This is a genomic window from Leisingera methylohalidivorans DSM 14336, from assembly GCF_000511355.1.
In the GTDB taxonomy this organism is placed as follows: Bacteria; Pseudomonadota; Alphaproteobacteria; order Rhodobacterales; family Rhodobacteraceae; genus Leisingera; species Leisingera methylohalidivorans.
In genome coordinates, this window is record NC_023135.1 from 3350022 (window position 1) to 3363350 (window position 13329).

Genomic DNA, 13329 nt, shown 5'->3' on the forward strand with positions numbered 1-13329 from the left:
GCGACCGGGCGAGATCTTCGACCATCTCGCCGTAGCGCTGCGAAAGGCTGGGATGCAGCCGCAGGGCAGGGGGCCCGTTTGGCGTGCCCTCATCGGGTGGTCCGGTTTAATTGTTAGTGCATCGTGGGCCTCTGGTCCATCGGAACGATGCTTTCCGGTGCAGGCGGACGATAGCCCAATGAGCTGTGCGGCCTGACGGTGTTGTAGTGAACGCGCCATCGCTCGATCAGGATTTGGGCCTCCTTCAGGGTGTAGAACAGTTCACCATTGAGCAGCTCGTCTCGGAACCTGGCATTGAAGCTTTCGCAGTATCCGTTTTCCCAAGGCGATCCTGGCTCGATGTAAGCTGTTTTCGCACCAACGGCGGCAATCCAGTCGCGCACCTTCCGGGCGATAAATTCCGGCCCATTGTCCGACCTGATATACACTGGCGGGCCGCGCAGGATGAACAGGTCCGTCAGCGCATCCAGCACGTCCGTGGAATTGAGCTTGCGATCAACGCGGATCATCAGCGCCTCCCTCGTATATTCGTCAATGATATTGAGCGTCCGGTAGACGCGCCCATCGGCGGTGCGATCCTGGACGAAGTCATAGGACCAGACATGGTTCGGACGTTCTGGCCGCAGGCGCACGCAAGACCCATCGTTCAGCCAAAGCCGCCCTTTCTTCTTCTGTTTTGGCGGAACCTTCAGCCCTTCACGCCTCCAGATGCCCTCGACCCTTTTGTGATTTACGCACCATCCAGCATTGTTCAGCAAACCGGTGACCATGCGATAGCCATAGCGACCATGCTTGTCGGCCAGCTCGATGATGTCATCGGTCAGACGTTGTTCATCGGCACGGCCTTGGGGCACCTTGCGCTGCGTGGACCGGTGCTGACCCAAAGTGCGGCAGGCTCGGCGCTCATAGGGGCTGACCGTGCTGCGGATCGTCTTTGTGGCTACCTGCGTGTAGCGTGCCGTGGTGCTCAGCCTGGCATGGCCGAGCAACACCTGGATGACCCGGACACCGGTGTTGGCCTCCAGCAGATGCGTCGCAAAGCTGTGGCGGAGCGTGTGCAGCGTTGCCGCCTTCTTGATGCCCGCCATGTGCTTGGCCGAGGTGAACGCCCGGTTCAACTGTCGTGGTGACAGTGGATTGGTCTTCGGCTTTCCCGGGAAGAGCCATCCCTCCGGACGGGACACGCGCCAGTAGTCGCGCAGAAACGCAAGCAGGTTGGGCGACAGCATCGCCTTACGATCCCGCCCGCCCTTTCCATCATCGACATGGATCAGCATACGGTCGCTGTCGATGTCCGTGACCTTGAGGTTGCATACCTCGGAGGCGCGCAGACCGGCTCCGTAGCTGATGCCAAGGGCGGCACGATACTTGAGCCCGGGGCCGGGAACCGCGGCCAACAGGTCGGCCACCTCCTCGGCGCTGAGCACCACGGGCAGTTTGCGGGGCTTGCGGTGGAACTGCATGAAGCGCTTCATCTCTTCGCGCCCGCAGGTCACACCGAAGAAGAACCGCAAGGAAATGATCCGAACATTGAAGGTGCTGGCTGATACCCCGTCTTCAGTCATCTTCAACTGATACGACCGCAGCTCCTCGGGGGACGCCGTATCGGGTGATCGGCCAAGAAACGCCGCGAAGTGCTTCACGTTACGGATATGGGCCTTTTGGGTCTTCTCCGCCAGACCTCGGATGTTCATGTCTTCGATCATCCGCTGGCGCAGCCGGGTCACCCTCTCCTCTGTCATGGGAGCCTCCTGTCTGATGATTGAGAAGGCCCAATCGTCAGGCAGCTTGCTAAGCCAGCCAAATGTGCCTCGTTATGGGCGCCCCACGCCCGTGGCCACGAGCGCCAATGCCGCGGAGCGGCTTAGCCCGTCCGCCCTTGCAGTTCCTGCAACATGTGTTCCGCAAGGCGGCAATGGGCGCTCGAAGCGGAGCCTCCCGGCGGTCTGCACTCATAGGTGCAAGGCACATCAGCCTGCAATCAGATAAAGGCCGCTAACGATAGCAAACAGTAGAACCGCAACTCTCAGACCAGGGCCGCCGATCCGGCTGTGTGTCATCCGCGAAAGCGCACTGCCCAGCATGACGGCAGGGAACAGATACACAGCGGCCAGCAGCTGCACGGTTTCCATGCGTCCGGCGAGCGCAAGAATTATCAGGGAAATCACCTCGCCCGCAAGAAAGCAGATTGCCACTGTCGAGCGCAGTACGGGCGCCGCGGCGTGCTGGTAGAGCAGCGCCAGCGGCGGGCCGCCGATCCCGGTGGAAGTCTCGGTGACTCCGGTAAAGAGACCAACGCCCAAAGCCGCTGGGCGGGTGGGGTCAAAGCGCGGCGCAAGGAGCGCGGCTCCGGCGGCGATGATCGTGAACCAGCCGACGGCGAGGTCGAGCTGCCGGCCGCTCAGCACCACCAGCAGCCAGAGCCCCGCAAAAGTCCCGGCGAACCGGCCCAGCGTGATCCAGCCGGCGCCGTTCCAGTCGACCTCTTCACGCTCGCGCCAGGCCACGTGGCTGTTCAGCGGAAGCATCAGGATCAACAGGGTGACGGGCAGCAGCGACGGCTCCACCAGGCCCAGGACCGGCGCCACGATCAGAGCAAAGCCGATACCTAGCGCGCCCTGAATGAAGGCCGCGGCAAATACCACGGCCGACAAGATCAGCAAAACGTCGAAAGTCACTTTGGCTCCGCCTGTTTCTGGAGAGCTTCCGCTCTGTGGCTGGAGGCAACCGGGTGGATGCGCTGGATGCCGGCACCCGCGATGGCGGAACCGGACAGTTCGCGCACTTCAGCCATCAGCGCCCTGGCATCCCAATCCAACGGCCAGCCTTGCCAGAGGCGCAGCTTGCCTTGCGTAAAGACCGCATCTATCTGGTCGCGGCTGCCATAGCGGACCAGCTCCCAGATCAGATCGTGCGACGGAGTGAACTCCGGCCGGTCAAGATCAACGAGGAGGAAATCGGCTGCCAGCCCCAATGCGATATCGCCCGTGACTGCGCCCAGCCCTGCCGCATCGGCGGCGCGGCTGGTTGCTGCGTCGAGCCAGAGCCAGCCGCCGCCGCAGGAGCTGTCGCCGGTGGCCAGGCCAAATCCCGCCCGCTGCAGGCTTTCGCCCGCATCCATCAGGCGGAACCCGTCGGCGCGGGTGCCGTCGGTCCCCAGGCCAAACCGGATGCCAAGTGCCTCCATCTGCAATGCGGGTGCAATCGCGTTGCCCTTCCAGACACTGGCGACGGGGTTGTAGGCCACCGCCGTGCCGCTGTCGCGCAGCAGATTCAGTTCTTGCGGGGTGACAAGTGTGGAATGGGCGATCAGAACGTGCGGCCCCAATGCGCCGATGGACGCGAGATGCTCCAGCGGCCGCTGGCCCCGCGCCACAAGCGAGCGCTCAACGGCTGCCAGATGCTCGTTCACGTGGGATTGGAACACCACGCCTGCTTCAGCAGACAGGCCTGAGACCCTGGCCAGCATGCGGTCGGTTGCAACTTCGGGAATGGAAACCGCCAGGGAGGGGTGGATCAGCGGGTCGCCTTCCCAAGCAGCCAGATGCTGTTCCGCACGCGCCAGGATGGTGGCCTGATCCGCCACTTTGGCGGTGCCGCCCAGGTCGTTGCAGATGTAACCGACGACGCTGCGCAGGCCCGTCTCCCGGGCCGCGGACGCTAGCGCGCCGATGCAGCCGTCCGAGCGGGTGCCGGCATCCACTGCGGCCGTGAACCCGCCGCGGAGACACTCCAAGGCTGCCAGCTTGGCCGAAAGGTAGACCAGGCGCTCATTCAGGCTGGATTCCAGCGGCACCCAGATGCGGCGGAAGATTTCCGAGGGCTCGCCAAAGACCAGCGACTTCCCCAACGACTGGGTCAGATGGGTATGGCTGTCGATGAACCCCGGCATCATCAGGTGATCCGGCAGGTACAGCGGGTCGAGCTCGGGATGCCGGGCGCAAAGCGCCTCAGCATCGTCGATGTCCTGGAACCGGCCGCCGCGGATCAGTACGCCCAGGCCGGTCCGGCACTCCCCCTGATGGAGGAGCTTTCCGGGCAGGAGGAGGAGATCGCCTCCCGCGGCGAGGCGGCTCTTGAGATCAGTCATTTGCTTGCCTCTGCTTCAACAGTGATGGCTTCGGGTTCAGCGGGGCGGTTTGCGCGCCCCATGTGTACAAAAAGCGCATTCACCACCGCGGCCGTGATCGTGCCCATGGCCAGGCCATTGCCAAGAATCATCTGCGACCACTTCGGGAACTGGCTGTAGAGGTCCGGGACCAGTGTCGGCAGCAGCCCCATGGTGAGCGCGGCAGCCAGCGTGTACATGTTGCCGTGGTCGCGCAGGTCGACGCGGCGCAGCATGTCGATGCCGATCACGCCGATGATGGCAAAGACGATGACAGCGGTGCCGCCCACAACCGGGCCGGGCAAGGCAGACGCCAGACGGCCGACCGGTGCAATGATTGCGATCAGGATCAGGATTACGCCGGCTGCCGCGGTGACGTAACGCGATTTCACGTTGGTGGCACGCACGATGCCGATGTTTTCACCCGAGGTGATGATCAGCGAGGTGCCGAACAGCCCGCCGATCAGCGAAGTTATGGCATCGCCGCGGATGGTGGAGGGCACGATATCCTGCGCATTGCCGCTGCGGCCCGCTATTTCGGCGGTGGCCAGCGTCTGGCCGGTGGCTTCAGCCATCGAGATGATCGAGAAGATGATCAGCGGCAGCGAGGCGAAGATGTCGAACTTGGGCATGCCGTAGGGCAGCAGCTGCGGCACCGCGATGACCGGGCCGGTGAACAGGCCGGTGATCTGGGCTTCGCCGACGGTGAGCGCGATCAGCGTGCCGCCAACTAGGCCCAGCATGACCGCCAGCCGCTGCAACGTGCCGGACAGGAAGCGGGCGCAAAGAATGGTCAGCAGGATGGTCGCGCCTGCCAGCGCGATCTTGATCGGGTCGGCATATCCTTCCGTGCCCGGCTTGCCGGTGATGGTGCCGCCGAAGATTTTCACCAGCTTGACCGACACCAGCAGCAGCATAGTGCCCACAACGATGGGCGGGAAGAACACGATCAGCCTTCTGAAGACTGGCAGCGCGGCGAAATAGAACAGCGCCGTCATGATCACCGCCCCCACCGCGGTCTGAACATCCGTTTGCACGGCAATTGCCATGAAGATGAAGATCGGCGCCCCGCCCGGCACCATGATAAAGGGCAGCCGGGCGCCAAAGCCGCGGGGGCCGAAACTCTGCAGCAGGGTGCCGAAGCCGCAAACCAGGAAAGTGGCGCTGATCAGCGCAACCGTCAGGGCCTCATCGAAGCTGAGGGCGCGCGACACCAGGAACACCGCGGTGATCGGTGACGCAGCCATCACCAGAACGTGCTGCAGTCCGTAAATAGCAAGACTGCGTGGTGGCAGCATTTCATCCGCGGGATCGCGGGTATGCGTTTGCGTGTGTGTTGACATTGTTTTCCTCCCTTTGGTGCCCGCCATCCCACGGGCAAAACCGGAACAAACCGCAAGAAAATGACATGCAAACCGATTTGCATGATTGTTTGGCTTAGCACGGAAATTGATTCGTGCAAACCGATTTGCTAGACGGTTTGGACCGGAGTTGGCCGGGCAGTCGGACGAGGCAGCAATGAAAAAACCTACAATCAGCGATCTAGCGCAGGCGGCGGGTGTTTCTAAAACCACGGTTTCCCATGCCTTTAGCGGGCGGCGGCATGTGGATCCTGAAACCCGGGAACGCATTGAGAAGATCGCGCAGGAGATCGGTTACCGGCCGAACCGTGCAGCACAGCATCTGCGCACCGGGCGGACCGGGATGATCGCACTTGCGTCCTCTATGCCCTTCTCGGTGGCGGCGGGCCCGTCGAGGCTCGGTTTTCTGATGGAGATTGCGGCCACTGCGGCGGTGGCATCATTGACGCGGAACATGGCACTTTGCCTGATCCCACCGTTTCAGTCCGGGGCACAGCTGGATGCCATCACACCGGACGGGGTGATCCTGGTCGAACCCTTCCAAGACGATCCGCTGGTTCAGCATTTCACGGGCCTTGGGGTGCCGGTTGTATCTATTGGACGCGTGCCCGGACGTGAGGACATCCCGCACGTCGACTTGAACTCGGGTGCGACTGCCCGGATGGTGCTGGAGCACCTGCGCGCCTCCGGTGCCTCCCGCATTGGTCTGGTCACCGGCGAACAGCGGCGCAACTCCTACCTTGAAACAGAGGCTGCCTACCGGTTGTTTTGCGACGAGACCGGCATCGAGCCTGCCTGTCTGCAGCTGGATGAATCCGGAGGCGAGGATCTTGCCTCGGAAGCCGTCGCCGACTTGCTGTCCCGCCGCGGGGACCTTGACGCGCTCTATGTGCCGGTAGACGCCTTTGCCTCTGGCGCAGTCACGGCAGCGGCAGCCATAGGTCTGAAAATTCCCCGAAATATCAGGCTCGCAACCCGCTACGACGGGCTGCGAGCCAAGCTCTCCCAGCCCCCCCTGACCGCCGTGGAATTGCATCTGGAGGCCATTGCTGACCAAGCCGTCGGGCTGTTGATGTCCGCAATTGACGGCGGAATTGCTAAGCCCGTGAGTGCTCCGCAGCCGGAACTTGTGCTTCGCGTCTCCACCGCGAGCTGAGCAGGGTGCTTCTATGGCAGCTTGTTAAATGGCTGCTGGCAATCTGCGTCTCAAAGCGAAATTCAAGGCAACCTGAGAAACTCATATGTTTACGAGTGCTTAGCCGGAACCTGCAGCGGCAGTACGAAGGGCCGGGCTCAGAGCGCAACGGCAAAGCGGTTCGCTGCGCTACCGCAAGGCGGCAGTGAACCTTTTCAAATCATTAGAATGCCCGCCGCCCATGCAATATGACTGGACGGCGGTAGGATCAAATCTTGCGCGCCGAAACCAGCAATATCATCGGCCTTACCATTTCTTCGGCCCGGTCCGGAATCTCTGCAATCTGTTCAGGTGTGGGCGCAAACTCTTCCATGCGGTCCAATTCGAAACCCGCTCCAATCAGGGCGTTGATCGTGGTTGCCACGGTCCGATGGTGCTTCAGCACACCCTTGGCGAACCAGTCCGTACGGCGCTCACCCTCAATGGAATAGCCGTTCACTGGCCAAGTTTTACGCACGTCTTCGTCTTGCGTCCATTTCGGGTTGCCGGCTGCCATGAAGATCGGATGATCGATGGTGAATAGCAGATTCCCGCCGGGCGCCAAAGCCGCATGGATCATGCGGATCAGCCTCTCAAAATCTCGCACATAGTGAAAGGTCAAAGCACTGCAGACCAGATTAAACGCTGCCTCGGGCAGTTCAAGCGTTTCGAGATCGGCAACCCGGTATTCAATGCCGGCATCCTCCGTTTCACCCTTCGCACGCTCGATCATATTCTGTGACAAATCCAATCCGAGAACAGAGGTTGCCCCGTGTTCGCGAAACCAGCGTGAGGCCCAGCCGAAGCCGCAGCCCAGGTCGGCCACGCCCTTTCCGGTCAGTTCAGGCAGCAGCGCCTGGATTGCGGGCCATTCCGGCGCACCGTCCAGCCCGTAAACTTGCCGGGGAAGCTGGCTGTAACCAGCGAAGAAATCAGGATTGCTGTAGATATTCTGTGCCATGCCTGTCTCCAGATAAAGGGGAGGACGAGGCACGTTTTCCACGTCTAACACCCTTGCCCAAAAGGGCAAGGCTGAGGCTGGCAATCAGCATGGTCAGTTCGCGTAATTAGCATCCCGGCATCCCGCCATGGGGATACCGGCCAACTGGGCGGCAATGTGGATGCCCTTCTCAACCATGCTGGCTATATCGGTCGGAGGGCTGAAGAATGTCAATTTCATCGCACATGCGAGTGGCCGCAACGTCTGCGCCTCTTAGTCATTGACCATTGAAACATCGCTGCCCTTGCCTGAGTGTCCGAGTTGCTCTTTGCCATGCAGCAGTAATTTTTTGGCGGTGCAGCGCATTGACGCGCGGCGTGCGCGCGCAGCAAAGTTTCAGTACTTCCGATGTGGGCTCACTGCCGCATTGCGGCACCGCAGCGTGTCGATCACCGGCCTGGACGGTTGTCGGCGATGTAGCCGGTGGCGGCAGTGAGCCCAAAGCGGATGCGATACTGGCTTCCAGTCTGCCCGTGTCGCTCCCGCGGGGCCGGCGGGCAGCCGCCTTTCGGTACGAGTGCTACCGGTGCCCGGAATTTCAATTCGTCTACAGATTGAATGCCGATACGAAAACCAGCGACGACAAGGACATTAAGCCTCTTTGTGAATTGATCCACGAAGAAAGCCGATCATCGCGCGGACCTTCGCAGGCAAGTAGCTGCGGTTCGGGTAGATCAGCCAGGCCGCAGTGCCGGAAGAGGTAGCAGTGACATCCCAGCCTTCGATGCAGCTGCACAGGGCGCTGTTCGCAAGATCGTCCTCGATCAGCCACTCCGGCAGGAGAGCCGGGCCAAGACCGGCGAGTACCGCGTCACGTATGGCGCCGGCCGGGGACAGAACGAGATTACCGCAGACCTGTTGTTCCGTGACGGTGCCGTTTGCATCCCGGAAAATCCACCGGGAGCGGTAGTCGCGGTACGGGAACAATATGGCGCGGTGATGCGCGATATCCTCCGGCCGCGCCAGCGGCGGGGCCTCTCGCAGGTAGTCTGGCGCCGCGACGACGCGATAATGCGTGTCCATCAGTTTGGCGGCGATGCAGTCGCCTTGTATCGCTGGCGCAAGACGGATCGCGAGGTCGATGCGGTCGGCCACCAAGTCGACATTGGAGTCGGTGAATAGCCCTTCGATTGCCACCTCGGGATAGGTGCGGCGAAAGCTCGCCAGGCGGGGTACAATGAACTTTTGCCCGAAGGTTGCGGACGCCGAGAGACGCAGGGTGCCGCGCGGTTCGGACTGCATCGCGCGGGACTCCTCCGCCGCACGGTCCAGTTCCTCGGTCAGCGGCGCGATCCGGGCGAGATAGAGGCCCCCGGCTTCGGTCAGTTCCATCCGGCGCGTCGTGCGGGCAAACAGCCGGAACCCAAGCTCTGCCTCGACCGCCGCCACCAGCCGTCCAATAGAAGAGGGGTCAACCTCGCGGCGGCGGGCAACAGCGGCAAAACTGCCATGCCGCGCAATATCCTGGATCAGTGTCAGGTCGCTCAGGTTCATTCATGCGTTCTACGCAATAGTATGAGGTTCGTCACGTTGTTTATAAAAGAAATGAACCGGAATAGTCCTGTCATCGGTTCACCACCAACGACAGGAGAGACCCATGCCCGAGTTCACATTGCACACCCCCGAAACCGCGCCCGCCGCCTCGAAGGCAACGCTTGAGGCAGTTCATCAGGCCTGGGGGGCCATACCCGCCATGCATGCCACCCTGGCAGAAAGCCCGAGCGCGCTAATTGGCTACGAAACTCTCTGGGGTCAGATCGCTGCGTCCAGCTTCTCGCCTGTGGAACAGCAGGTGGCCTACCAGGCCGTCAATGTCCTGCACGGATGCGGCTATTGCACTATGGGCCACACGTTCCTCTCGCACCAGGCGGGCATGGACGACGCGACGATCGCCCGTCTTCGCGCGGGCCAAGCGCCCGGGGATGACAAGTTGGCCGCGCTCTGGAAGTTTACCCGTGCTGTCACGGCCGAACGGGGCGAGGCGGCAGAGGCTGTCCCGGCTTTCCTTGCGGCAGGCTTCAGCCGGGCCAACGTGCTGGACGTGGTCGCGATCATCGCGGCGAAGGTCCTTGCCAACTACACCGCCGCGCTGGCCGGAGTTCCGAACGAAGAGTTCATGTCCGACCCGGCCCTGGCCTGGACGCCTTCGATTGCCACGGCGGCCGAGTGACCTGACGGACCGGTGCGGTCATCGCTCCGGTTCTCATTAAGGAGTATCCTCATGGAAATCAGGAACAAGACAGTCGTCGTTACCGGCGCCGGCCGGGGCATCGGCGAAGCTGCGGCCACCTATTTCGCTTCCCGGGGCGCACATGTCGTCCTTGCGGCGCGCAGCGCCGGCAGCATCGAAAGGATCGCTGCCAGACTGGCGCAACAGGGCTGGCCGTGCTGCGCCGTTCCCTGCGACGTCGCTGATCCTGTGCAGGTCGAGGCACTGATCGGCGCGGCGGTGCAGGAAACCGGCCAGCTCGACCTCCTGGTCAACAATGCGGGTCTGATCGACCCGATCTCACGGTTGGCCGACAGCGACCCGCAGGACTGGGGAGGGGTCGTCGACGTCAATCTCAAGGGTGTCTACCATGGCCTCCGCTTCGCCATCCCCGTGATGATGGCCCAGGGCGGCGGAACCATCGTCAACATCTCGTCCGGCGCGGCGGTATCGGCTATGGAGGGCTGGAGTCATTACTGCGCGAGCAAGGCCGCCGTACTCTCCCTGACCCGCGTGGCTGACCGCGAATATCGCGACCGGGGTTTGCGTGTGATTGGGCTCAGCCCGGGAACAGTAGCAACGCGGATGCAGGAACAGATCCGGCGTTCGGGGATCAACCCGGTCAGCCAGCTCGACTGGTCTGCCCATATCCCGGCAGAGCGGGTAGCGAAGGCGATAGCTTGGCTGACAACGGCAGAGGCCGATCCCTATCTCGGAACCGACGTCTCGCTGAAATCTGAAGAGGGGCGCCTCGCAGCGGGATTGCCCATGGGTTGAAATTCGATCGTCGCAAGGCCGACCCAAAAGTCCAAAATTGGAAGCCGGCTTTGGGCTGGCCGGATTTTCTTGGGCGCCTGGCGACCCCGATTTTGCAAAGGTCAACATCTGCGCTCCACTGCCGCCGGTGCAACCCGCAGCATCACATGGGGCAGCTTGGCCCTGCCGAGGGTCCGTTTCTGGGGAAGTGACCATGGAGTTTCGCACCGGCAGCATCCTTGGCGGGACACCCCATGTCTATGGCCGCTCCGGGCTGCCTGCGGCCACATGCGACCTCAACGGCAAAGCCCGTCTACCTTAACAATCCTCGACACGCCCCATCAACCATCAGCCGCAGGTCAGTTAGCGGGAACGACGAGTGCCGGTACCGGCACAGAACTCCGGTCTTGTATGCCTGAGGTCGGTCTTGGCTCAGCCGTCTGCTCCGCCGGGGCAATCCGCACTCCAACCAGCATCTCCACCGGAGCCGAACCTGCCTCAATGGATACCCGGAGAAAGACAGGTGCATCGGCGACCCAGCTGGCATAGGATTCGCTCTCCATGAGGCTGGCGCGGGCGACCACTTGCCCGCCGAACCGCCGCACGAGTTCAAGCGTCGCGGGGATGCGGCGGCCGTCCTCCGTGGCGCCAACGATATCGACCCTGTCCCTGGCTTGCGGCGGCGGATCAATACGGTAGCCGTCGGACAGGTCCTCACCTCCAAGCGAGATCAGCCAGAACCCCTCGCGTCCGCCAGCGGGGCCGCCCGCGATTGATTGGGTAATCGCCACCGGCTCGGCGGTGGCGTAGGCGCCGTCATTGGCGGAGGCGGCAGTCGCCGGAACCGCGATCGCCACCAGAAACCCTGCTTCAAGCCACCTCATTGCGCTTCCCCTTTCAAGCTCAGAGCGAAGCGGATCTTCGCGATCTGATAGGTATGTTCGGCGAGGGCCAGGAAGGTCGTATGCCCCAGATGCTGCTGCTCGCAGGTGCCGATCACGTTCAGCGAGTCCCTCATGGCCTCCAGCGCATTGCCCTGTGCCTTCCCCAGGTTCTCGAAAAAGGTGCGTTTTGCCGGCTCGATATCGCGGATCTGCTGCAGCGCATAGGCGGCCTTGCCCGCCGGGTGCTGCGCAGCTGCCCCCTCTGCGAGCGTGTGGAGGATCTTTGCCTTGCGCAGGGTGCGCGCCAGCAGCCTTTCGTTGTTGACCAGCACCTCGAAGGCGCGGTTCGCCCGGTCGGCGGCCCCGTCGGCGCAGGTCATGCAGGCCTGGTGGGTCAGGCATTGCGAGCCGATCGTCATGTCCTCCGGCTGCGGCGGCGCGGCGTCATCGCTCCACTGATCGGGCATCTGCTGTCCCGCATCCCAGGCATTCAGGAAATCGGTGACCTGGTCGAAGGTGTTCGCGCCGGGATCGAGAAAGCCCGACGCCGCAAAGCTGTCCGTCAGCTTGGTCGCCTGAGCGCCGGCGGGAATGACAAGGGTGGCGGCGCAGAAGGCGGCAAGGGTGCGTAACTTGTTCATTCCATCAGGACCTCTCCGATCTTCGGACCGTCACCGGTAGAGACAAGGGAGAACAACAGGCTGCGCGCGCCCCCCCGGTCAGTCGCAAAATCCACTCTCACGCGGTCCGGTCCCTCTGCCGCGATGGTCCGGCTGGCTGCATCGGTTCCCATTGCCGAAAGCATGAGCGGCAGGTTCATGGTCCGCGCCGCGGCCTTGCGACCTTCGCGGCTGTCGGCGAAGTACCGGGCAACCTGGCCGGGATCAGCAAGCAATTCGGCCTGCGAGGGCGCCCCGGGACCGGTCAGTGCGTCGAGCAATGAAGTAACGAGGGCGAGGCCGCTGCCGGTCTCCACCTCCAGGTTGATCGCGGCCGGGGCGGGCGTATCCTGACGGCGCTTGAGGGAGGTGATCTGCCATCCGTGCCGCTTGTCCCTTTCAAGGGTGGCGGCGAAGACATCGACCGCCGTATAGGTTCGGCGCGCGGTTGTGACGGTAACCTCGCCTGACGGGCGCTGGGGATGAAGCCGGAAATCATTGATCCTGGCATCAACGGCGCGGTCCTGCGCCAAGGCAGTCCACAGACCTGCTCCCTGCAGTGGAGCCGCCATGCAGTCGGCCCGCCGTTTCCGGGGACAATCGGCTGCCCGGCGCCAATATCCGCCGCCACCGGCAATCCAGCGCGACTGCAACGCCTGCGCAAGCCAGCTTTGCGGCGGCAGGCCGGAGTGCCGTTCAACAGCTGCCTTGAGATCGGACAGATAGGCCACAAGCACTTCGTCCGGACTGGCATCGGCCGGCAGGGCACGCCGCCGTGCCGGCTCCACCTCACGGATTTTCCATTCCCCATCGAGCCACAGGAAATCCAGCGTGACAGGCCAATCGATATCGGGCAGCTCTGCATAGGAGACCTTTGCCGTCACCCGCGCGGCTTCACCTGCCAGCTGCACGCCGGATATATGTGCAGTTTCGGTACCATGGACTGCAAAGTGACCTATCAGAGGGCCAATTCCGGGTTGCGCCTGCGGTGCCACCCACCTGGGATCCCCGGCAAGCAGCTCTGGGATCTCCGGCGCGCCTGCGGTGCCAGCCGCACTGGCTTGCGCGCGCGCTGCGTCTATCACCTCGGAAAGATAGGCCGAGGCGAGTTCCGGCAATGCCGCACTGTCCTGTGCAGCAGACTGGCCCGCGTGTGCCAGGGCCAGGATCATGGCCGT

Annotated in this window: 11 protein-coding genes and 2 pseudogenes; 3 read left to right on the forward strand and 10 right to left on the reverse strand. The window is 62.8% G+C overall.

What is annotated here, in order from left to right; translation table 11 throughout:
• Positions 1–113 precede the first annotated feature (113 nt).
• The 5 genes and pseudogenes from METH_RS25395 to METH_RS16400 form a co-directional block, all read right to left on the reverse strand.
• Positions 114–905 (reverse strand): annotated as a pseudogene (locus METH_RS25395) (IS3 family transposase); the annotation flags it as partial.
• Positions 903–1742: pseudogene (locus METH_RS25400) on the reverse strand (tyrosine-type recombinase/integrase); the annotation flags it as partial. The pseudogenes METH_RS25400 and METH_RS25395, both read right to left, overlap by 3 nt.
• A 228-nt stretch (positions 1743–1970) precedes the next feature.
• Complete coding sequence (locus METH_RS16390) at positions 1971–2678, reverse strand: sulfite exporter TauE/SafE family protein (RefSeq protein ID WP_024091591.1); 708 nt, start codon at positions 2676–2678, stop codon at positions 1971–1973.
• On the reverse strand, positions 2675–4090 hold the full coding sequence (locus tag METH_RS16395; RefSeq protein WP_024091592.1) for an amidohydrolase family protein: 1416 nt from the start codon (positions 4088–4090) through the stop codon (positions 2675–2677). Before METH_RS16395 ends, METH_RS16390 begins: the two co-directional genes overlap by 4 nt.
• On the reverse strand, positions 4087–5451 hold the full coding sequence (locus METH_RS16400; RefSeq protein WP_024091593.1) for a uracil-xanthine permease family protein: 1365 nt from the start codon (positions 5449–5451) through the stop codon (positions 4087–4089). The genes METH_RS16395 and METH_RS16400 overlap by 4 nt, the downstream gene beginning before the upstream one ends.
• 175 nt (positions 5452–5626) lie before the next feature.
• On the opposite strand from METH_RS16400, the gene METH_RS16405 reads away from it, so the two are divergent.
• Positions 5627–6625: a LacI family DNA-binding transcriptional regulator gene (locus METH_RS16405; RefSeq protein WP_044008721.1), complete on the forward strand. Its 999-nt coding sequence runs from the start codon at positions 5627–5629 to the stop codon at positions 6623–6625.
• A gap of 247 nt (positions 6626–6872) precedes the next feature.
• On the opposite strand, the gene METH_RS16410 is transcribed toward METH_RS16405, so the two are convergent.
• Together METH_RS16410 and METH_RS16415 are read right to left on the reverse strand one after the other, a co-directional pair.
• The gene (locus tag METH_RS16410) at positions 6873–7604 is read right to left on the reverse strand and encodes a class I SAM-dependent methyltransferase (RefSeq protein WP_024091595.1); all 732 of its coding nucleotides are present in this window, start codon (positions 7602–7604) and stop codon (positions 6873–6875) included.
• Positions 7605–8234: 630 nt separating this feature from the next.
• Positions 8235–9137, reverse strand: coding sequence for a LysR family transcriptional regulator (locus tag METH_RS16415; protein ID WP_024091598.1), 903 nt, complete (start codon positions 9135–9137; stop codon positions 8235–8237).
• A 103-nt stretch (positions 9138–9240) separates the two neighbouring features.
• On the opposite strand from METH_RS16415, the gene METH_RS16420 reads away from it, so the two are divergent.
• Entirely contained in the window at positions 9241–9813 is a 573-nt protein-coding gene (locus METH_RS16420) for a carboxymuconolactone decarboxylase family protein (RefSeq protein WP_024091599.1), read from the forward strand.
• A gap of 51 nt (positions 9814–9864) precedes the next feature.
• Positions 9865–10629 (forward strand): SDR family oxidoreductase, encoded by a 765-nt coding sequence (locus METH_RS16425; RefSeq protein ID WP_044008467.1) that lies wholly within the window; start codon positions 9865–9867, stop codon positions 10627–10629.
• A 338-nt stretch (positions 10630–10967) separates the two neighbouring features.
• Here METH_RS16425 and METH_RS16430 read toward each other — a convergent pair whose 3' ends face one another.
• The 3 genes from METH_RS16430 to METH_RS16440 are packed head-to-tail and all read right to left on the reverse strand — an operon-like array spanning position 10968 to position 13146.
• Positions 10968–11492, reverse strand: coding sequence for a hypothetical protein (locus METH_RS16430; protein ID WP_024091601.1), 525 nt, complete (start codon positions 11490–11492; stop codon positions 10968–10970).
• Entirely contained in the window at positions 11489–12133 is a 645-nt protein-coding gene (locus tag METH_RS16435; protein ID WP_024091602.1) for a hypothetical protein, read from the reverse strand. The genes METH_RS16430 and METH_RS16435 overlap by 4 nt, the downstream gene beginning before the upstream one ends.
• Entirely contained in the window at positions 12130–13146 is a 1017-nt protein-coding gene (locus METH_RS16440) for a hypothetical protein (RefSeq protein WP_156927508.1), read from the reverse strand. The genes METH_RS16435 and METH_RS16440 overlap by 4 nt, the downstream gene beginning before the upstream one ends.
• Between the last annotated feature and the right edge of the window lie 183 nt (positions 13147–13329).